Raw genomic sequence first — 16900 nt, 5'->3', positions numbered from 1 at the left:
CGGCGTGCGCCGCCGGCGGGCGTAGGGGGTCAGGCCGCCGCTTCCGCGGCCTGGGCTGCGGCCTCGGGGGCGGTCAGCAACTGGGCGAGCTGCACGGCGGCCGAAGCGTGGTCGTGGTGGGTCAGCGCCTGCTCGCGCCCGGCCTTGGCGTTCTTAAGGTTCGCGCCAGCCGTCATGTCCTGGATCCGGGCGACCGCCGTCTGTACGGCGATCTGTTTCTGCTGCTCTTGCTCCGGCGTGTCGGCGCTCTGAGCGAGCAGGTCGCGCATCTTGGCCACGAACGAGGCCGGGAACGGCGAGTAGGGCAGGATCTCGAGCAGGACCTGCGGGGTGATCATGTCCTTGATGATCGGCAGGACGCTGGTGAAGGTCTGCCAGACGATCTGCTGCTGGTTCGGCGAGGCCGGGGCGTCGTCGATCACCACGTCGAAATCGCCCATCGTCCGGTCCCGCATCAGCGGAACGACCTTGGCGCCCTCGTCGCCCACGATCCGGATCAGGCGCCTGTCGGAGAGGTACGTCTGGATGAAGAACAGGCGCACCCGGCCGATGTGCTTCCGAGCCCGGCGCAGCGAGTCGAACAGCGTCGCCAGGATCGTCATGGCGGCCTGCTTGCGCTGGTACTCCAGCACGCCGGCCTGGTCGTTCTGTTTCTGGCCGAGAAGCTCCAGGTTCACGCCCGACGTGTCGCGGATGGAGCCGATCGCGAACTCCATGAGCTGCCAATGCCCCGACGGCAGGACCGGGAGCGGCTTCTCCTTCATGCGGGCCGACATGAGGGCGCCGTCCGAGACCCACGACACGGCGCCGGGCTTGGCGATGCTCGCCTCGAAGGCGCGCTGGTCCGGAACCGCGCCCTTCTCCATGATCCAGCCGCCCTTGGACTGGCGGTTGAGCATGTCGAGGGTCTGCGACAGCCACTTGTTGGCGAAGCGCTGCGGGTCGCGCATCGGGCGCACGATCCCAAACCACGTGCCCTTGTTGTGGTCGCGGTCGCCGGTCAGGCAGGCGTAGGAGAACAGGTCGCCGGCCGGGGCCGGCCCTTCCTCCAGCACGACGGCGCCGAGGAAGGCGCGGCGGTAGACCCGCTTCATCCGGTGGAACAACTTCACTGGCATGCCGAGCATCTCGGCGCGGCGGGCGAGGACGGCCGCCTGCTTCGGATCCATCTCCTGCGGCTCGCCGGTCGTGGGATCGATCACCACCGCGACGCGGGCGCGCTCCCACCACTGGCACTCGACGATCGTCACGCGCGAGGACGAGGCGTCGTCATCCTGGCCCAGCCGGTCAATGCGGCGCTCTCCAGGCTGGATCTCGTGATGCTCGCCCTCGCCGTCGCGGTCCTCGGCCCAGGCGGCATCGAGGAGCGCGGGGTCGATGTCGGGGAAGAGCGCCTCCGCCTCGGCCCGGTCCATCGTCTTCGCGCGAAAAAGGCGACGCGCGTCCATGAGGTTCCGCTTCCGCGCGGACGCGTCCCAGATCATCTTCAGGGAGTTGACCCGGTCCTCGACATAGGCGCCGTCCGGGTTGGTCTCGTAGTCGAGACGCATCTCGACCCAGCCCATGCCGCAGATCGCGCAGTCCACGAAGGCGTCGGATTCCTCATCCTCTGCCTGCGCCTCGTCCGCGAGGTACCGCGAGGCCTCTGTGAGCAACTCGTTCTTGGCCGCGTCGCCGATCTCGCGGGGCAGGTACTGGATGTCCTGCCGGCTGTTCACCTCGGAGCCGGCGACCGCCTTGATAACGGGCAGGATCCGGTTGAACGTCACCGGCGGCCGGCCCTGCTGGCGCAGCACAGCCTCGTCTTCGGTGCTCCACTGGCGCCCGGCAACGAAGTCGTAGTCCTCGCGGGCGTCCTCGCGCCACTTCGCGGAGGCCTGCCGATCGGTGCGGTACCAGCCGCGCAGGCGGCGCAGCAGCGCCTCGCGGTCGAGCCCAGCCTGATCCACTGCCTCGCCGTCGAGGGCGGGCGCGTCCGTGTCCGTCATGCCGCCCAACCTGATCCTGATGTGCTGTCGTCCGCCTCGCGGCGGCGTCGACGTGCGTAGACGTTGTTCCGACCATCCACCGGCGGATCGTCCTCACGGGGCTCGGCGATGCCGATGGCGAAGTACCGGAAGGCGTCGGCCGCGTGGCTCGCCCAGTCGTGCAGCGGGTTCTTCGAGAAGGCCTGCGTCTTCTCGTCGACGTCGTACCGGTAGTTTCGGAGCGCATGGAGCCCGTCGGCGCAGGCCTCATCGTCGAACCAGCACCGCGCGAAGATTTTCCGGGCCGCGTCAATGCCGGCGGCCACGGTCAGGCGCGGCGTGATCCGGACGCGATGCCCGGCCGCCCACATCTGCTGCTCGATCGTCCGCTCGGAGGCGAGCAGCTCATTCCGGGCGTCGTGCGGGAGCCAGTTCTCGCCGTAGACGTAGCCCTTCCCGCCCTGCTCGACCGGGAGCGCCCGCTCCTTCAACAGGTCGAGGTAGTGGCCGAGCGCGTGCCCACGGTTCTCGTAGAAGTCGATCAGCCGGAACTCGAACCCGACGATCTGGGCGAACCAGATGCTCGTCTTGTCGGCCCGGCCCAGGTCCCAGAAGGTGTGAACCGTCTTCGTCGGGTCGTATGGGACCTTCGTGAACCGCTTGGCGGACGTCGCGGCCAGGATCTCGTTCGCGTAGATCGCGCCGTCGAGCACGGCCTTGCAGTTGCCGCCCCAGACCGTCTCATAGGCGACGGGGTCGCGCGCCTTCAGATCCAACGCCTCCTGCCGGAGCACGTCGGGGAACCAGGGATTGTCCTCCCAGCCGATCTTCACGACTCGCGCGCCGGTCGGCGGCTTCGCCACGAAACGATTATAGGTCTCGTCCTCCGCCAGCTCGGTGTTGAAGCTGATCCAGATCTCCGAGCCTTCCTTGCGGATGGTCGGGATCAGCACGTCCCAGGACGTCTTCGAGACCGTGCGGGCCTCCTCGACCCAGCACACGTCCACGCCCTCGGTCGACTTCACCGAGGCGACGTTGTGCCGGAGCCCCTTGAAGATGAACTCGGTCCCGTTCCGGCCGAGGATCCGCTTCTCCTGGACCTCGTACAGGCCATCGAGCCCGAGGAGGTCGATCTGCTGCGCAAACAGCGCGTGCGCCGATTCCGCGATGCTGTTCTGGAACTCGCGGGCGCAGAGCACCCGGAGCGGCCGCTGCGCCCCCATGATGAGGAGCACCCTGCCGAACCCCCACGACTTCGCGCCGCCCCGGCCGCCATAGGCGACCTTGTAGCGGGCCGGCTCGAAGAGGAAGTCGAGCTTCTCCGGGAACTCAACCTGCATCGGGCGGGCGCCCGGGCCGGATGAATGTGACCGTCATGCCTGTCGGGATCGCGCCGCCCTCACCATCGCCGTCGATGGACTGGGTCGGCTTGCCGTAGCCGCGATCCAGGATGGCGTTGGCCGCCGCGACGCGGGCCGCCTCACACTCGCCGGCCATGGCGATCTCCACCAGCACGGCGAGGGCTGTCTCGGTGTGCTCGCGGGCGAGGTCACGGACCTTGGCCGAGGCTTTCGGGCGGCCGCCAGGGTTGCCGGACTGGCCGGGCTGGAACTGGCTCATGAGCCTGTTTCGTGTCTGATCTCAGGAGCGCCGCCGCTGGCAGAACGTCTTGTGTGTGCCACCGGCCGGCAGGCTCAGATGCGTGGTCAGCAGCGTGCCGACCATCGGGCATTCGGTGACGAGCGCCACCGGCTGCGTGAGCACGTCGAGGGCTGTATCGCTCGTGCAGTCAGGCCCTTCGACCCCGGGCGGGCAGGCGAGTGCGCCGGCCATGTAGCCCGGAGACTCCGCGTGTGCCGGCTGGTCAAACACCCAGACCCAGGCCCAGCCGAACATCAGGATCAGGAAAATGCCGGCCAGCTGCCGGACACCGAGAATGCTGCGGGCGATCTCAAGCATCGGTCGCGATCTCCATGACCAGCACATCAGCGCAGACGCTGAGACGTATCTCTGTGGCGGCCATCACACTTCAGCCCGCCGTCAGTGCTTGGCCCGGGACGGCATGTCGCCGAACAGGAGCGTCAGGCGCTCGGCCGCTACGCGCACGTCGTCGGGCAGCGCGGGCCGGACCGTCACGAAGGCGGCCGGGCGACGCGGGCGCAGGGCCGCCGCGGCGATGCCGGCGAGCAGGATGGCGGCGCAGAGGCGGGGCATCAGCGCCGCCCTCGCGCGAAAGCGTTCGCGACGAATATGACCGTCACGCAGACGATGACCACGATCCGCAGCAGGGTCTCCTGATCCACAGCCGGCATCGTCATCTCCCCTGGTGGACGCCGAAGCACCGCAGCGCCTCGTCGTAGGACAGCTTCGGGATCGGGCCGGCCGGCGCGCCGAGGTCGGGGCCGGCGCACAGCTCGCGCTCGCCGCGGTGGACGACCGGTGCGGGCGCAGCCGGCTCGCCGCGGAGCAGCCAGCGGAGGACGAGGCGCTTCAACATGGCCGCGCGTTCCTCATCGCCATGGAGCGCCGGACCTCGAACTCGCCGGCCCGGGCCTCGTCGAACGGGGTCTCGACCGGAAGCGGTGTGGCGGCCGGCTTCCCGATGCAGCCCTGCCGGCGGAGGTGGTCGCCGTAGGCCTGGGCCGCCGGGTCGCGCTGGAGGCGCTGCGCATGGCGAAGCGCTCGGTCCGCGTCGGCCGGGGTGAAGTCGGGGCGTGCGGTCAAAAGATGATCGCCTTGTGGGCGCCCGGCTGGAGCACGTGCTGCTCGGCGCCGGTCCAGGTGAACAGGTACTCGACCGCCCCGCGGTACTTCGGGTTGTCGAGGACGTAGCCGATCGTGTCGTGCCTCCACTGGCGGCCGGTCGGAGACAGGATGCCGTCGCGGTTCAGCCCCTCGGCGATCGCCTGGAGGGTCGCCCGCGGGCGCTTGCCGCGGCCCCGCTCCCGAAATATGCGCCGGACGACCGCCGCCTGCTCCGGCACGATGACGAGGCCGCCGGCCCGGTCGGTTGCGTAGCCGTAGGGAACCCGCCCCCCGGCAAAGCCGCCGCGGCCGGCCTTGGCGAGCTTGCCACCAGCAGTCCGGTCCCGGATCGTGAAGCGCTCCGATTCCGCCATGCCGGCGAGGATCGCGAACACGGTGCGCCCCATCGGCGTCGCCGTGTCGATCGGCTCGGTGACGGACCGGATGCCGACCCCGTGTGTCTCGGCCAGATCAGCGACCGTAGTCACGGCGTACCGGATCTCGCGGGCGAGCCGATCGAACCGGTAGACCAGGAGCACCGAGAACCGCCCGTCGGCCGCGAGCTGCAGGACCTCCCCGAAGCCGGCGCGATCGGCGGGCCGAGTCGCCCCGGACACGCCCGCATCAGTGATGACCGCCACCAGCTCGTAGGCCTGGCTCTCGGCGAAGGCGCGAAGGGCGCGCTCCTGCGTCTCCAGCCCGAAACCGTGCGCGGCCTGCTCGTCGGTGGAGACCCGGAGGTAGGCCACCGCCCGGGTGGCCAGAACCGCCTTCGCGGCCTCTTGGGTTTTTATTCTGCCCCGGGCGCGAGCGGTTCGCCGCGACCCTGAAATCGCGGGTAAGTTACTCATTCCGTTTATCTATTTACGCTGGCGGTGCGGTTCTTGCGGAAATGTCTTGGTAATTCCGCATCGGCCTACAAATCAGGCCGCCCGACGCCGCCTTGCGACGGTGAAAGGCTTGCCCTTCTCACTCTGTCCGGACAAGCCGAACGTGCGCTTCTCGACGGTCGCGATCAGCGGCCGAAGCTGGCGGATCAGGGACCGGATGCGCCGGCAGTGATGATCGCAGGCTTCGAGGTCGACATCCTGGCGCCCGGTCGCGCGCAGGTGGCAGAGCGCGAGGCTCTCCTCCTCGATCGCGGTGACGATAGCGTGGGCGCTCATCGGAGACCGCTCATGGCATGGAACACCGCCCGCGTCTCACGGGGCAACGCCTAAGCTGTTACGCGGGTTCGGTGAAGCTGGGTCCGGACATGCGAACGCCCGGCAGCCCTTGGGCTCCGGGCGTGCGTCTAGCGACTAGATTAATCTGGCTGTTCGCCCGTCGGGTGTCAAGCCGCCGGCGCCTCGACCTCCTCGAGCGCCTCGTCCCGCGCCAGCGCCGCCGCGATCCGGCCCGGCACGCTCTCCGCGTCGGCGAGGTAGACATCGTCCGGTGTCGACCGCCCTGCGCCGCGGGCGGTGTGCTGGGCTGCGGTCAGTCCCTCCAGGAGGAAGCGGAAGTGCGCCGCGACCTGCGCCGTGCCCTTCTCGCTGCCCTTGCCCCGCGCGGCCGCATAGGTCCGGAAGGGCCAGCCCTCGGTCAGGATCGCGCGGAGGAATCGGGCGCCGACCGAGCCGACGGCCCGCTCGAGGCGGGCGGAGAACTTCCGCACCCGCTCGGCATCCTCGACGCTGTAGATGATGGCCAGCTCGTGGGCGATCGTCTGGTCGCGGGATCCGGCGATGTCCCATCCGCCGGAGCCGAGCCGGGCGCCGGAGCCGCGCTCGTAGACGGCCTGGATCAGGCGTCCGACGAAGAGTTGCGCGTCGGTGATGTCCCCGCGGGCACGCTCGGCGGCCAGCACGTCGACCTGGCGGTTGACGGTGGCCGGAATGAAGGTGCCCAGCTCGAAGGGGCACGGGACAGTCGCGGCCCCGGGCTGGATCTCGCGGTCGCGCGCAGTGATCGGCTGGGCCGCGGCCGCCCGACGGCGAGCCCCGGCTGAGCGCTTCTCAACGCGCACGTGCGAGTGGGTTGCCGGCGAGCCGGCGAGGGTGATGGCCTTGGTCCTGGACGCTGCCACGGTGATGCACCTTGAGGCGGCCGGCCTTCCGCCGATCCGTGACACCTGATCTGCGTCCCGTTTTTGGACACACGCAAGCGTGATCTATGCGTGCGTCACTCCAGCATGCCCGCGTTCCGTTCGTTCCGAGCATCGCCAGTTAGTGCGATATCAATCTCTCGTCCTCACCATCCCATCCGAGCCGCAGGCTTGGATACGAACTGATGTCGATCAGCATCGGCGCGGCCGCCTCGGGCGGGGCCTACGCGCTGCCAGTCAAACCGTTTGGGCAGGCGCAATCTGCCGACCCCGCTCTATCGGCGCAACAAACGGCCAAGACTCAGGCCAAGGTCGCGGCGGCGCAGCAGGAGCTCGCTAACGCCAACGGCATCGTGGACCAGGACAAGCGCAACCACAGTCCCGGTTGTGTCGCCTGCGATCAGAAGCTGGTGGACAAGGCGCAGGCTCAGCTCGCCCAGGCCAAGGCGTCGGGTAACGGCGAGACCTCGCAGGCACAGCTCCCACCTGGCAGCCTCGTCGACCTCACCGCCTGACCATCCGTCTCGGCTATTGAGCGCTGCGCACGTTCCAAGCATCGGCAAACCGCTCGCAGGCCCGTTTTCGGCGCCGGTCAAAGGTCCTCCGCCAGATCCGGAACTCGTCGCAATAGTCGGAGACGGTACCGCCTGGCACGTCCCTCAGGAGCCGCAGATTGCGGTGCTGCCTGATCCGCCGCCGCGCCTTGGCCCTCGCCCAGGTCAGCAACGCGATCCGCTCCGAGCTGTCCCGGCCCAGGATCTCGGCCGAGAACACGATCCAGTCGAAGGTGGCAGCCATCTCGCGCGGTTCGTTCGGCTGCATCCGGTTGGCCCGGACGCTGAAGATGCCCGATCTGGTGAAGGCCATGAACGCCGCCACCAACCATCGCTCGATATCGCGGCACGTCATCGCCGGCGGGGCCGGCCCCTCGATCCGCAGCGGATTCGCCATCAGCACCGGGTCAAGGATCCCCTACTGTCCGCCAGAAGAGGCGACGCGCCCCCTCACTGCTTCCCCAAGTTGAGCATCGGGAGAGCGCCACCGGGCACCATGGTCGTCGGCAGCTTGCCGTCCCACCGCTCCGCCTGGGTCAGCGCGACGAGGCCGGGATTCGAGCCCAGCGCCTCAGCCCTGGCTCGGATCGCGCTGGCCTCCGCATCGCCTCGAAGCTTCGTCGCATCGGCCTCGGCCTGTGCCCGCTGGCGGATCGCGTTCGCCTCGGCACCGGCCTTCGTGCCCACGATCTCGGCCTGGACCTTCTCGCGGAGCGCATTCTGCTTCAGCCGGTCGACCTCGACGGAGGCCTGCATGCGCTGCTCGATCGACCGCATGTACTCTGGCGAGAACTGGATGTCCTCGATCTGCACGGCCTCGATCACGATGGGCGCGTTCATGGCGCCGATCGCCTCGTGGATGGCGCTGGCCATCTGCGCGTTGAGCCGAACCCGATCCTGCACGGCCGTCACCGCATCGAACTGGCCGAAAACGTTCTTCGACTGCTCCAGCACCTTCGACTGGACGACACGCGCCTCCAGGTTCCGGGTCGACGTGAATCGGCTGTAGACCTCGGACACCCGGTCCACCGGCACGTGGTAGAGCACGGACAGCTTCATGACCGCCGGCTGCTGGTCTCGCGAGTAGGCTTCCATCTTGTCGAACTCGACGCGATGGGACTCGACGCTGATCGCGACCGCCGTCTGCACGAACGGCGCCTTCCAGTGCAGCCCAGGATCGGCCTCGCCGACCACGGCGCCGTTCGTCAGCAGCACCACCCGCTCGCGCTGGTCGACCGTGTAGAACGATCCGCCGACGACGGAGAGGACGAGGAGCCCTGCGACGCCCGCCAGCCCCAGCTTCACGTAATTCACCTTCCTTGCCCTCCCTGGTCCTTCATCACGCCCGTCACGCGGTCGCTCGACCTGTGTGCCTCTGGCCATGGTTTCTCTCCTGGTGAAGGGTGTGACTCGGTCAGGCGGCCGAGCGGCTGAATAGGTCCTGGTCGCGGGACGCCGGCGGATCCGCCGGCATCGGCGGCAGCGCCACGCGGGCCGCGACGATGGCACGGCACTCCCGATCGGCGCACGACCACATGCCGTCGCTGCGCTTTCGGAAGCACCCAAAGCCGAACGAGGCGTCGAACACACCGCACGAGGCGCAGGTGCGCTCGACAGGCCCGTTGGCCTTCGCGGCCGCTTCCTCCTCGGCTGTCTTCCGCGCCGCCTCGCGCTGGCGCAGCTCGATCTCCCAGAGGTTCGGCCTCACGACGCGCCTCCCGTATGGCCCTGGCGCTGGTCGAGGCGGGCGATTAGCCGACCGATGTCCGGCCCGTGCCCGGTTTCGCGGAGCCGCGCGAGGTCCTCGTTCAACTTCGCTCGCTGCGCTCGAGCGATCTCTGCCGGCGTCTCGACCCGATGCCGCTGCGGCTCGGCCTGCCGCATCCGCTGCAAATGTGCTTCGGCCGCACGAGCGACCTCCGCCCGCTGCTCCGGCGTCGGCACGTCGTAGACCTCGGCATCGAGCACGCGCCGGATGTGCAGGAGTTGCGTCCGGAGCGGGATCAGGCCCTCGCGCACCTCGTCGGCGAACTCAGCCGGGGAGGGCCGCCAACGCTTCACCCAGGGCCGCAGCGTCTTGCCGTTCCGGAAGCGCTCAGCCGCGGCGTGAATCGCGGCCAGCGGCAGGTCCTTCAGCGCCGACACGTACTCCGCGATCAGCACCTCGTTCTCGTCGTCGCCGCGCCCGCGCCCCTGCTCGAATCCCAGGAGGACCCGGGTCACGACCGTGTCGACGTGGCGAGGATTCGAGGCCGCAGTCAGCTCGGCGTTAAGCCGCTCGGCGACGTCGGAGAGCACTCGACGCTCGGCTATCGTGGCCGCCCTGTCCCGCCGCACGGAGTAGCGGGTCGGAAGGACGGGATGCGCTTCCAGCCTGCCATGCAGTGCCGAGATCCTCTCCTCGACTTGGGCCGGCATCGGGGTCGTTTGCGTCGATGGTAGGCGGTTCGACATCGTAGGCTCCCGTCTGGGATTCGGCGCGCTGGCGGATCAGGCGGGCGGCGAGACCGGTCGGTGCGGGCTGGGCAGGGCGGCCGCGGTCCGGGCGGCGGCCGAGGGCTTCGCGGCGGGCCTGGAGGCGCCGGTCGACCCAACTCGTGAAGTCGGCCAGCTCGCGGCCGTCGGCGTCCTCGATCAGGCCGAGCACCACCACGGCCTCGTCGTGGGCGATGGCCAGCCAGTGGCCGATCAGGGCGAGGGCCGAGCGCTGGGACCGGCCGGTGTTGGCGCAGATCAGCGCGGCGCCCCGGGTCAGCAGCTCCCGGCGGAAAGCTCGGGCCTGCTCGGCCGCGCCAGCGCCGCCAGCCTGCCCGACATCGTCGGCCGATCCGTCAGGATCGGAACCGGGGGTCGGGGAGGGGTTAAGGGGTGGGGGTGGAGGTGCAGGAAGAGGGGGCGGACCATTCGGGGAGGGGACGGGGGGTAACGCGTTACCGCCGTTACCAGCGTTAAGATGCGTTTCACGGTGCCGGCGCACCCGGGCGGCGGTCTGGGTCCGACGCTTCTCGGTCATGGCATCGACCTCGGCAGCCGCGGCCTTCTCGTCCGCCTCGATCACCGCGAGCAGCATCTCAGCCGAGGCTCCGGCCGCCACGAGCGCGCGAAGGGCTTCTGAACGGATCGCCATCGCCTACTCCGCGGCCATGAGGAGAGGATCGGCGCCGTCTTCGTCGGTGAAGTCCTCCCAGGACATGCGGCTGAGCTGCGTCGGGCCGCCGTGGGAGACGTCCCAGACGAACCAAGCGAAGGCCATATTCGAGGAGGCCTTCGGGCCATCCCAGCCGTCCCGGTGCATCATCGGCAGGCGCTTGCGGAAGCAATGCACCCGAGCGAGCGTGCCGGTGTCGAGGATGGAGCCGCGTGAGATGCTCTCGTAGAACGAGAACCGCAGCAGCATCATCACGCGCGGGCAGAGCCGCACGGCCTGCTCCACAAAGGCGCGAGCGTCCTTGTAGGGCGGGTTCGTGACGATGCAGTCGATGCCCTCGGGGGCCTCCGGCACCTTCAGGAAGTCGACGCCCGAGACCTGCCCCCTCCAGCCGTAGTCGACGAGATCGGTGGCGAGCACGTCGTGCCCGCCCGCGTACAACTCGCTCACGATCGCCCCAGGCCTGCAGGCTGGCTCCCAGATCCGTTGCGGCAGCCATTCGGTCCCTATCAGAGCCCGCACGGCGACCGCTGGCGTCTCGTAGAGGTCGTTCCCGCGCTCCGAGAGCGCGTGAGCCTTGTTCTCGCGGTGGGTCACGGCGCGGACCTCCGGAGGCGCGAGGATCCGGCGCTGGCGCGCACGACAGCGGAGATGCTGCCGGAGAGGGCGCAGCCCGCGAGGATGGGGAGGTGCCATGTCATGCCACCGCCTCCAGCGGAGGGCGCACGGGGGCGATCAGCTTCAGGGCCGCGCCGTCGGACAGGCCGCGCACCGTAGCGGCGACCTCGTCGTGCTCGGCGTGCCACTCCAGGAGCACGCGGACGGCATCGCGGTCGTTGTCGACGACGCCATGCCGCTGCAGGAGGTCGGAGACCGCCTTGGCCGCGTTGTCGAGATCCATACGGGACGTGCGCGGCACGGCCAGCAGGAGGACGTACGGACCGGGCACGCGTCCCGGACGCTGGGCCTGGAGGCGCCAGCCGGCGCCGTCGATCCAGGATCGGTAGACGTCGGACCGATGCGGCCCCTTGCCGTTACCATGCCGGTAGAGGGCATTCACCGATGGCGGGACCGGCAGGAGCACAGTCACGGAATCAACCACGCGGCGGCCGGGCGGCGCGAACACGGGGCTCTGCGGGGCCGGTGGATCCTCGACTGGCTGCCAGCGGGCGCTCGCGGACCTCGGGCTCGAAATGGAGCTGGTGGCCGTGAACCACTGGCCTACCGCGATCGCGACCCACACGCTGAACCACCCGACAGCCCGGCACTACGTGCAGGACATCGCGACGGTGCGCCCGCACCTCCTGGTGCCGGAGGGCTACCTGGACCTGCTGATGGCCTCGCCGACCTGCACGCACCATTCGGTGGCGCGCGGCGGCAAGCCGACGTCCGACCAGCAGCGGAGCGACCCCTGGCAAATCATCACGTGGCTCACCGAGCTGCGGGTGAAGCGCATCATCATCGAGAACGTGTGGGAGTTCATCGGCTGGGGACCGGTCGACCACCGCACCGGCCGACCGGTGGCGTCGCGCAAGGGCGAGTATTTCCGCGCCTGGATCGACACGCTGAAGCGGCTCGGATTCCGGCTCGAATGGCGCAAGCTGAACGCGGCCACTACGGCGACGCCACAACGCGCAGCCGCTTCATCCTGATGGGCCGGTCCGACGGCAAGCGGCTCGTGTGGCCGACGCCAACGCACCGACGACGGGACGACAAGGTCGCCGACCTGTTCTCGGGAACGAAGCCATGGCGGGCGGCCCGCGAGATCATCGACTGGGACATCAAGGGACGATCGATCTTCAACCGGAAGAAGCCCCTCGCGCCGAAGACACTCTCCCGGATCTATGCCGGCGCCCAGAAGCACGGCTGGCCCGAGCCGTTCCTAGTGGTCTTGCGCAACCACATGACCGCCCCGGGGCATGGACATGCCCCTTCCAGCGATCACCGCGGGCGGCACTCACCTCGGCCTGGCACAGCCGGTCCTCATCAAGCAGAACTTCCGGCGCGACGTGCAGGGCGTGGACGACCCGGCACCCACGGTGATGACGCAGGCACGCCTCGGCCTCGCCGAGCCCGTCATCGTCAACATGAAGGGGCAGTCGACGGCCACCGCCGTTGACGAGCCTCTGCCGACCCAGACGGCACACGCGGGCCATCTCTACGCGGCCGAGCCCTTCGTCATGGCCACGGGGAGCACGGGGGTGCCCCGCGTAACTGCCGACCCGCTCCCAACGATCACCACCGGCGGTGCGGGGTCGGAGGATCCTGGCTGCGCCCGGCCGATGCTGATCGAGCCGCTCGTGCTGTCCCGCCACGCGGAGGGCGCCGCGCGCCCGGTCAGCCAGCCCACTCCCACCCAGGTCGCGAAGCATTCGCACCTTCTGATCTCGCCCTACTACAGCTCCGGCTCAGGCGAGACCTGCGCAAGCGGTGAGGATCCCTTGCCGACCGCCACGGCCAAGGCACGGTTCGGCATGGTCGTGCCGATCACGCACGCCGACGGCGGCAACCGCGCCAGGGATGCCGCGGTCGACCCGCTGCCGACGATCACGACGGCGCACCGCGGCGAGCTGGCGTTCATCGCCGCGCAGTTCGGTGAGCGCGAGGGACAGGCGCCCCGCGTCCACGACATCGCGGACCCGGCGCCGACGCTCTGCGCCACCGGCCGCGTGAACCTCGTCGAGGGGACAGAAACCTACGACATCCTCTTCCGGATGCTGGAGCCGCACGAGCTGGCCGCGGCCATGGGCTTCAACGACGAGGAGCGGCGGTACGAGTTCACCGGCACGAAGACCGAGCAGATCAAGCAGATCGGCAACGCCGTCTCGGTCGCGAAGATGACGGCCTGCGTCGCCGCCATCATGGCCGACGCCGCTCCGAAGACCCGGGAGGAGTCCGGCCCCTTCCTCGAGGCGGTGGCGTGATGTGGCTAGCCTTCGACCAAGATCTGACTGCGGATCGCCGCGACGTCGGTGCCGACTTCGTTCAGGAGGGCGCGCACGCGGTCGAGCGCCAGCGCCGTCCGCATCGCGCCGTCCGCATCGTGCGTACTGTCGATGCGAGAGATTTCGATCAAATACGGTATGATTTTTCTGTCAAAATAATTGTAGTCGGTAGGACATTTGATCTCATAAAAGATTGCCAATGCATGAAAAGCACGCGCCATCAATTTCAGCGCGACGTCGTTTGTCTCTTCGCGCTCGATATTGTTCATTTCTGCTCGTTCTCTGACGGACCGACTGTTTTCCGGCCTAACATGGCTGTGGAAAACTGTCGATCCGAGATAAGCGGCGGTGTGTCTGGCGACCACTTCGGCAGTGGTATTTCGCATTCATATGGCCAAGCTGCAACAGGCGGGGGGCGTGCTGGCCGGGTCTGCCCCTTAGGGGCCAGGCTTCCCGCGGGGGCGGATCATCGCGCCTACCTCCCGTTCGATGTCAGTAAGAATGCCGTTCACTCTCGCCGCGACGCCCTCGGGACCGGATTCAATCGTTCGGTCGTTAGTCTCCGCGATCAGGCGCAGATTGGCCTCGACGAAGGCGTGAATCTTGGTCTGAACTTTCTCGAACTCTCCGGGATGGGCGGTCTCGAAGAGGATCGCCAGCGCCAGGTAGGCGCGTCCGATCATGTCGAGCGCCAATTCAGTATCGGCTTTTGGCTGATCGGCTATGTCGCTCATGACGCCTCGATACGCAGGCTTACAACTCTCATAACACTACGTAGCAGAGTATTAAGGATGGGCCAATGACGTGGCTACGGTCATGCAATGGCTTATTAATTGAGCTGGTCACTCCGTCCGCGCTCCACTACGAGCCCCTGCATTCCGGTGACCTCTACCGCTTCGCCGGCCGGCTGCTGGTCGGACGTGGCGGCAGTGGCGGCACCGAGTGCGCCTTACCGACCTGGCCCCGAAACAGGCTTTCGTACAGGCCGCCCCGGCGCAGCGTCGACCTGCGATCGTGCCTCGATCCGATGCGACATCCGACCGACACCCATTATGGATCGCAGCTTCGCGGTCACGCCCATCAACACGAGCATTCCGATGACCAGCGCGAAGATGGTCAGGGTGTGGTGGACCGCGTCCTCGAACTCACGTCCGGCGTGGACGATCAGCCAGCCCACGCCGACGAACGCGGCAGCCGAGATCAGCGGGATCGTCAGGTCGGGCATCGGGGACCTAACGGCCTGATCTTATGCGCGGTTCGTGTGCTCGACGTCGCGCCACTTCAGGCGAGCGGCGAGGAAGCCGCGGCATGAACGCGTCTCACAGCGAGACGGCCCTTCGGCCGATCCCGCACCGGTCGCGGTGGAGGAGCTCGGTGCCGCGTCGTCTATGCCTCGGACACAGCCTCATCCTCCCCGCCTGTCGCGCCGACTGCCAGTCCGGGCCGGTAGGCGTCCAGCGCCGCGTAGGCTTCCGTATTGGTCAGCCCGATCTGCTCCATGTCGGTCAAGAGCGCCAGGATGTCCGCATCGACCGGCTCGCCGGCCTCTTTGCGCGCGATGAGCCCGTTGATCATCGCCATGTCGTCGTCCGGCTCGTCGGTAACTTCGGTCGTGGTGGGAATGGCCATGACGGGTCTCTCGAGGAGTGGCTCCAGGACCTAGGGCGTTTCGGGGCACCTTGCCACAGGCAGACATTAACCCAAGCCTCGGAGTAGCAGCATGGCCGAGTCCAGCACCATCACGCGCGAGGGCTTCACCGCCGCCGATCTCGCCGGCTGCGCTGAGCGCGAGGTCCGCCAGAGGCTGCGCGCCTACCCGCGCTGGGTCGAGGCCGGGCGCATGACGCAGCAGCTCGCCGACCGCCAGACTGCGCTGATGCAGGCGATCGCGCGCAAGCTCCGCGCGGAGGCCGGTGCCGAGGGCGCGAAGGGGGATCTGTTCGGCGACGAGTGCCGCCATGTATGATCGAAGGACTCAGCCGGAGAACTTCAAGCCCAATTTCCTGCCAGCGCGCCATATCACTAGACAGGTCTTGTTAAGATACAGCCTTTCTGAGATCAGCTGGAATTCGGCCGGAAGATTAGTCTCGGGTCCTGTCTCAATCATCGCGCCGGATTTGGTGAGATCCCATATAAGACAGTCGCAGAAATCTTGGTCAGGTCCGAAAAGGATGTGCCCCGTCTTCAAGGCGGTTCCGCGCGTGGTGACTCTGCGTTCGTTGGGCATTCAGAGTCCCCGTAGAGGCGGGTTTTATATCGGTCGCCCATTTTGGCGGCCAGTACTCATTTACTCTGAAAATATTAAGCAATGCGGCGTGATGGATCTTCCGGAGGTGGTGTGAACGCTATCATCTCACCCTGTGGCACCTACCGCTATCGGCTGGAGCGCAGCATCGGCGGTTACTTGGCAGGCCCGTCTGTGGATTGGATCATGGTCAACCCGTCGACCGCCGACGCCGAGACCGATGACGCCACGATCCGGAAGGTTGTCGGCTTCTCCGAGCGGATGGGCGCCCGGCATGTCGTCGTCGGCAACCTGTTCGCCTTCCGGGCAACCGACATCAGGGTGCTGCACAGCGCGCCAGCCCCGGTCGGCGTGGAGAACGACGCCCATCTGCGCCGGATCCTCGGCGAGTCGGATATGTGCATCGCGGCTTGGGGCGCGCTCGCCAAACTGCCACCTGGGCTCCGTCGGCGCTGGGCACGGTTCCACGACATGGCGCTCGCTGCCGGCAGGCGCCTGATGTGCCTCGGCACCGCCCAGGACGGCCACCCGCTACACCCTCTGATGCTCGGCTACGAAAGGCGGCTCAGCATCTGGGAGAGCCTGGACGTCATCCGGACGACTGAGGACACGAGCGGGAGGGCAGCGTGACCCGGGCCTACCCGCTCCAGTGGCCCGACTTCATCCCGCGCTCGACGCGCCGGGAGCAGGGCAAGTTCAAGACGACGCTCTCGGCAGCCCTGGCGAACGTTCGCGACAGCCTGGGCCTGTTCGGCTCAGACAGCGGCAAGCCGGTCGCCGACATCGTGCTCTCGTCGAACGTCTCGCTCGGGCACGAGAAGCCGGCCGACCCGGGAGTCGCGGTGTGGTTCAAATGGGACGGCRAGCAGCGCTGCATCCCAGTCGACCGCTACGCGACCCCGCTGCCAACCTCCAGGCGATCCATCACATCATTGAGGCCCGGCGCGTCGAACTCCGGCACGGGACTCTGGCGCTGGTGCGGGCTTCGATGCGTGGATTCCAGGCGCTGCCGGCACCGGGCATGATGCCCTGGTGGCAGGTGCTCGGCGTCGAGGAGACCGCCAGCCCTGAGGCGATCGATGCCGCCTATCGCGCGCTCGCCCAGCGGCGGCACCCAGACCGGCCGGGCGGGTCCCACGACCTGATGGCCGATCTGAACCGGGCGCGCGACGCCGGGCTGAAGGCGAGGGGAGGGGACCGTGCCGCGTAG

27 protein-coding genes and 1 pseudogene are annotated in these 16900 nt (G+C 68.3%); 7 read left to right on the top strand and 21 right to left on the bottom strand.

The annotated features are described in order from the left end of the window. Positions 1 to 29: 29 nt before the first annotated feature. The 10 genes from ACXJKQ_RS03260 to ACXJKQ_RS03215 form a co-directional block, all read right to left on the bottom strand. Positions 30 to 1988 carry a portal protein gene (locus tag ACXJKQ_RS03260; protein WP_457104342.1) on the bottom strand — a complete coding sequence of 653 codons (1959 nt, stop codon included), beginning with the start codon at positions 1986 to 1988 and terminating at the stop codon, positions 30 to 32. Beyond that, positions 1985 to 3307, bottom strand: a complete 1323-nt coding sequence (locus ACXJKQ_RS03255; RefSeq protein WP_457104341.1) for a PBSX family phage terminase large subunit — start codon at positions 3305 to 3307, stop codon at positions 1985 to 1987. Before ACXJKQ_RS03255 ends, ACXJKQ_RS03260 begins: the two co-directional genes overlap by 4 nt. Next, positions 3297 to 3587 (bottom strand): DUF5681 domain-containing protein, encoded by a 291-nt coding sequence (locus tag ACXJKQ_RS03250; protein ID WP_457104340.1) that lies wholly within the window; start codon positions 3585 to 3587, stop codon positions 3297 to 3299. Before ACXJKQ_RS03250 ends, ACXJKQ_RS03255 begins: the two co-directional genes overlap by 11 nt. A 21-nt stretch (positions 3588 to 3608) precedes the next feature. After that, entirely contained in the window at positions 3609 to 3926 is a 318-nt protein-coding gene (locus ACXJKQ_RS03245) for a hypothetical protein (RefSeq protein WP_457104339.1), read from the bottom strand. Positions 3927 to 4007: 81 nt separating this feature from the next. Beyond that, positions 4008 to 4181 (bottom strand): hypothetical protein, encoded by a 174-nt coding sequence (locus ACXJKQ_RS03240; protein WP_457104338.1) that lies wholly within the window; start codon positions 4179 to 4181, stop codon positions 4008 to 4010. A 100-nt stretch (positions 4182 to 4281) separates the two neighbouring features. Continuing rightward, positions 4282 to 4464, bottom strand: a complete 183-nt coding sequence (locus tag ACXJKQ_RS03235) for a hypothetical protein (protein ID WP_457104337.1) — start codon at positions 4462 to 4464, stop codon at positions 4282 to 4284. Beyond that, positions 4458 to 4691, bottom strand: a complete 234-nt coding sequence (locus tag ACXJKQ_RS03230) for a hypothetical protein (protein WP_457104336.1) — start codon at positions 4689 to 4691, stop codon at positions 4458 to 4460. The genes ACXJKQ_RS03235 and ACXJKQ_RS03230 overlap by 7 nt, the downstream gene beginning before the upstream one ends. After that, positions 4688 to 5461: a recombinase family protein gene (locus ACXJKQ_RS03225; protein ID WP_457104335.1), complete on the bottom strand. Its 774-nt coding sequence runs from the start codon at positions 5459 to 5461 to the stop codon at positions 4688 to 4690. Before ACXJKQ_RS03225 ends, ACXJKQ_RS03230 begins: the two co-directional genes overlap by 4 nt. Before the next feature lie 174 nt (positions 5462 to 5635). Next, positions 5636 to 5878 carry a hypothetical protein gene (locus tag ACXJKQ_RS03220; protein ID WP_457104334.1) on the bottom strand — a complete coding sequence of 81 codons (243 nt, stop codon included), beginning with the start codon at positions 5876 to 5878 and terminating at the stop codon, positions 5636 to 5638. Positions 5879 to 6045: 167 nt separating this feature from the next. Next, complete coding sequence (locus tag ACXJKQ_RS03215; RefSeq protein ID WP_457104333.1) at positions 6046 to 6780, bottom strand: hypothetical protein; 735 nt, start codon at positions 6778 to 6780, stop codon at positions 6046 to 6048. Positions 6781 to 6983: 203 nt separating this feature from the next. Between ACXJKQ_RS03215 and ACXJKQ_RS03210 the strand changes: the two genes are divergently transcribed. Next, the gene (locus tag ACXJKQ_RS03210; protein WP_457104332.1) at positions 6984 to 7313 is read left to right on the top strand and encodes a hypothetical protein; all 330 of its coding nucleotides are present in this window, start codon (positions 6984 to 6986) and stop codon (positions 7311 to 7313) included. 13 nt (positions 7314 to 7326) lie between these two features. On the opposite strand, the gene ACXJKQ_RS03205 is transcribed toward ACXJKQ_RS03210, so the two are convergent. The 7 genes from ACXJKQ_RS03205 to ACXJKQ_RS03175 form a co-directional block, all read right to left on the bottom strand. Then, entirely contained in the window at positions 7327 to 7749 is a 423-nt protein-coding gene (locus ACXJKQ_RS03205; RefSeq protein ID WP_457104417.1) for a hypothetical protein, read from the bottom strand. A gap of 53 nt (positions 7750 to 7802) precedes the next feature. Further along, positions 7803 to 8666, bottom strand: coding sequence for an SPFH domain-containing protein (locus ACXJKQ_RS03200; RefSeq protein WP_457104331.1), 864 nt, complete (start codon positions 8664 to 8666; stop codon positions 7803 to 7805). 100 nt (positions 8667 to 8766) lie between these two features. Further along, a complete protein-coding gene (locus ACXJKQ_RS03195; protein ID WP_457104330.1) occupies positions 8767 to 9060 on the bottom strand; it encodes a hypothetical protein in 294 nt (97 codons plus the stop codon). After that, on the bottom strand, positions 9057 to 9650 hold the full coding sequence (locus ACXJKQ_RS03190) for a hypothetical protein (protein ID WP_457104329.1): 594 nt from the start codon (positions 9648 to 9650) through the stop codon (positions 9057 to 9059). Before ACXJKQ_RS03190 ends, ACXJKQ_RS03195 begins: the two co-directional genes overlap by 4 nt. Then, the gene (locus tag ACXJKQ_RS03185; RefSeq protein ID WP_457104328.1) at positions 9622 to 10479 is read right to left on the bottom strand and encodes a hypothetical protein; all 858 of its coding nucleotides are present in this window, start codon (positions 10477 to 10479) and stop codon (positions 9622 to 9624) included. Before ACXJKQ_RS03185 ends, ACXJKQ_RS03190 begins: the two co-directional genes overlap by 29 nt. A 3-nt stretch (positions 10480 to 10482) precedes the next feature. Beyond that, positions 10483 to 11097: a class I SAM-dependent methyltransferase gene (locus ACXJKQ_RS03180; protein ID WP_457104327.1), complete on the bottom strand. Its 615-nt coding sequence runs from the start codon at positions 11095 to 11097 to the stop codon at positions 10483 to 10485. Positions 11098 to 11197: 100 nt separating this feature from the next. Next, positions 11198 to 11590: a RusA family crossover junction endodeoxyribonuclease gene (locus tag ACXJKQ_RS03175; protein ID WP_457104326.1), complete on the bottom strand. Its 393-nt coding sequence runs from the start codon at positions 11588 to 11590 to the stop codon at positions 11198 to 11200. A 55-nt stretch (positions 11591 to 11645) separates the two neighbouring features. Here ACXJKQ_RS03175 and ACXJKQ_RS03170 point away from each other — a divergent pair. Then, a pseudogene (locus ACXJKQ_RS03170) lies at positions 11646 to 12152 on the top strand (DNA cytosine methyltransferase); the annotation flags it as partial. A gap of 267 nt (positions 12153 to 12419) precedes the next feature. Next, positions 12420 to 13424 (top strand): DNA cytosine methyltransferase, encoded by a 1005-nt coding sequence (locus ACXJKQ_RS03165; protein WP_457104325.1) that lies wholly within the window; start codon positions 12420 to 12422, stop codon positions 13422 to 13424. A gap of 5 nt (positions 13425 to 13429) precedes the next feature. Here the strand turns inward: ACXJKQ_RS03165 and ACXJKQ_RS03160 are convergent, their stop codons facing one another. From ACXJKQ_RS03160 to ACXJKQ_RS03145, 4 genes are all read right to left on the bottom strand, one after another. Further along, positions 13430 to 13714, bottom strand: a complete 285-nt coding sequence (locus ACXJKQ_RS03160) for a hypothetical protein (protein WP_457104324.1) — start codon at positions 13712 to 13714, stop codon at positions 13430 to 13432. A gap of 168 nt (positions 13715 to 13882) precedes the next feature. Further along, positions 13883 to 14179, bottom strand: coding sequence for a hypothetical protein (locus ACXJKQ_RS03155; protein WP_457104323.1), 297 nt, complete (start codon positions 14177 to 14179; stop codon positions 13883 to 13885). Positions 14180 to 14394: 215 nt separating this feature from the next. After that, the gene (locus tag ACXJKQ_RS03150) at positions 14395 to 14670 is read right to left on the bottom strand and encodes a hypothetical protein (RefSeq protein ID WP_457104322.1); all 276 of its coding nucleotides are present in this window, start codon (positions 14668 to 14670) and stop codon (positions 14395 to 14397) included. 161 nt (positions 14671 to 14831) lie between these two features. After that, entirely contained in the window at positions 14832 to 15074 is a 243-nt protein-coding gene (locus tag ACXJKQ_RS03145; RefSeq protein ID WP_457104321.1) for a hypothetical protein, read from the bottom strand. A gap of 91 nt (positions 15075 to 15165) precedes the next feature. Here ACXJKQ_RS03145 and ACXJKQ_RS03140 point away from each other — a divergent pair, with 91 nt between their 5' ends. From ACXJKQ_RS03140 to ACXJKQ_RS03125, 4 genes are all read left to right on the top strand, one after another. Beyond that, positions 15166 to 15411 (top strand): hypothetical protein, encoded by a 246-nt coding sequence (locus ACXJKQ_RS03140; protein ID WP_457104320.1) that lies wholly within the window; start codon positions 15166 to 15168, stop codon positions 15409 to 15411. 372 nt (positions 15412 to 15783) lie between these two features. Continuing rightward, positions 15784 to 16320, top strand: a complete 537-nt coding sequence (locus tag ACXJKQ_RS03135; protein WP_457104319.1) for a DUF1643 domain-containing protein — start codon at positions 15784 to 15786, stop codon at positions 16318 to 16320. Next, a complete protein-coding gene (locus ACXJKQ_RS03130) occupies positions 16317 to 16715 on the top strand; it encodes a hypothetical protein (protein ID WP_457104318.1) in 399 nt (132 codons plus the stop codon). The genes ACXJKQ_RS03135 and ACXJKQ_RS03130 overlap by 4 nt, the downstream gene beginning before the upstream one ends. Further along, positions 16679 to 16900 (top strand): J domain-containing protein, encoded by a 222-nt coding sequence (locus tag ACXJKQ_RS03125; protein ID WP_457104317.1) that lies wholly within the window; start codon positions 16679 to 16681, stop codon positions 16898 to 16900. Before ACXJKQ_RS03130 ends, ACXJKQ_RS03125 begins: the two co-directional genes overlap by 37 nt.

The sequence above is a fragment of the Methylobacterium sp. P5_C11 genome (assembly GCF_054049775.1).
The sequence above is the reverse complement of the archived record's forward strand: the minus strand, read 5'-3'. Positions and strand labels throughout refer to the sequence as shown.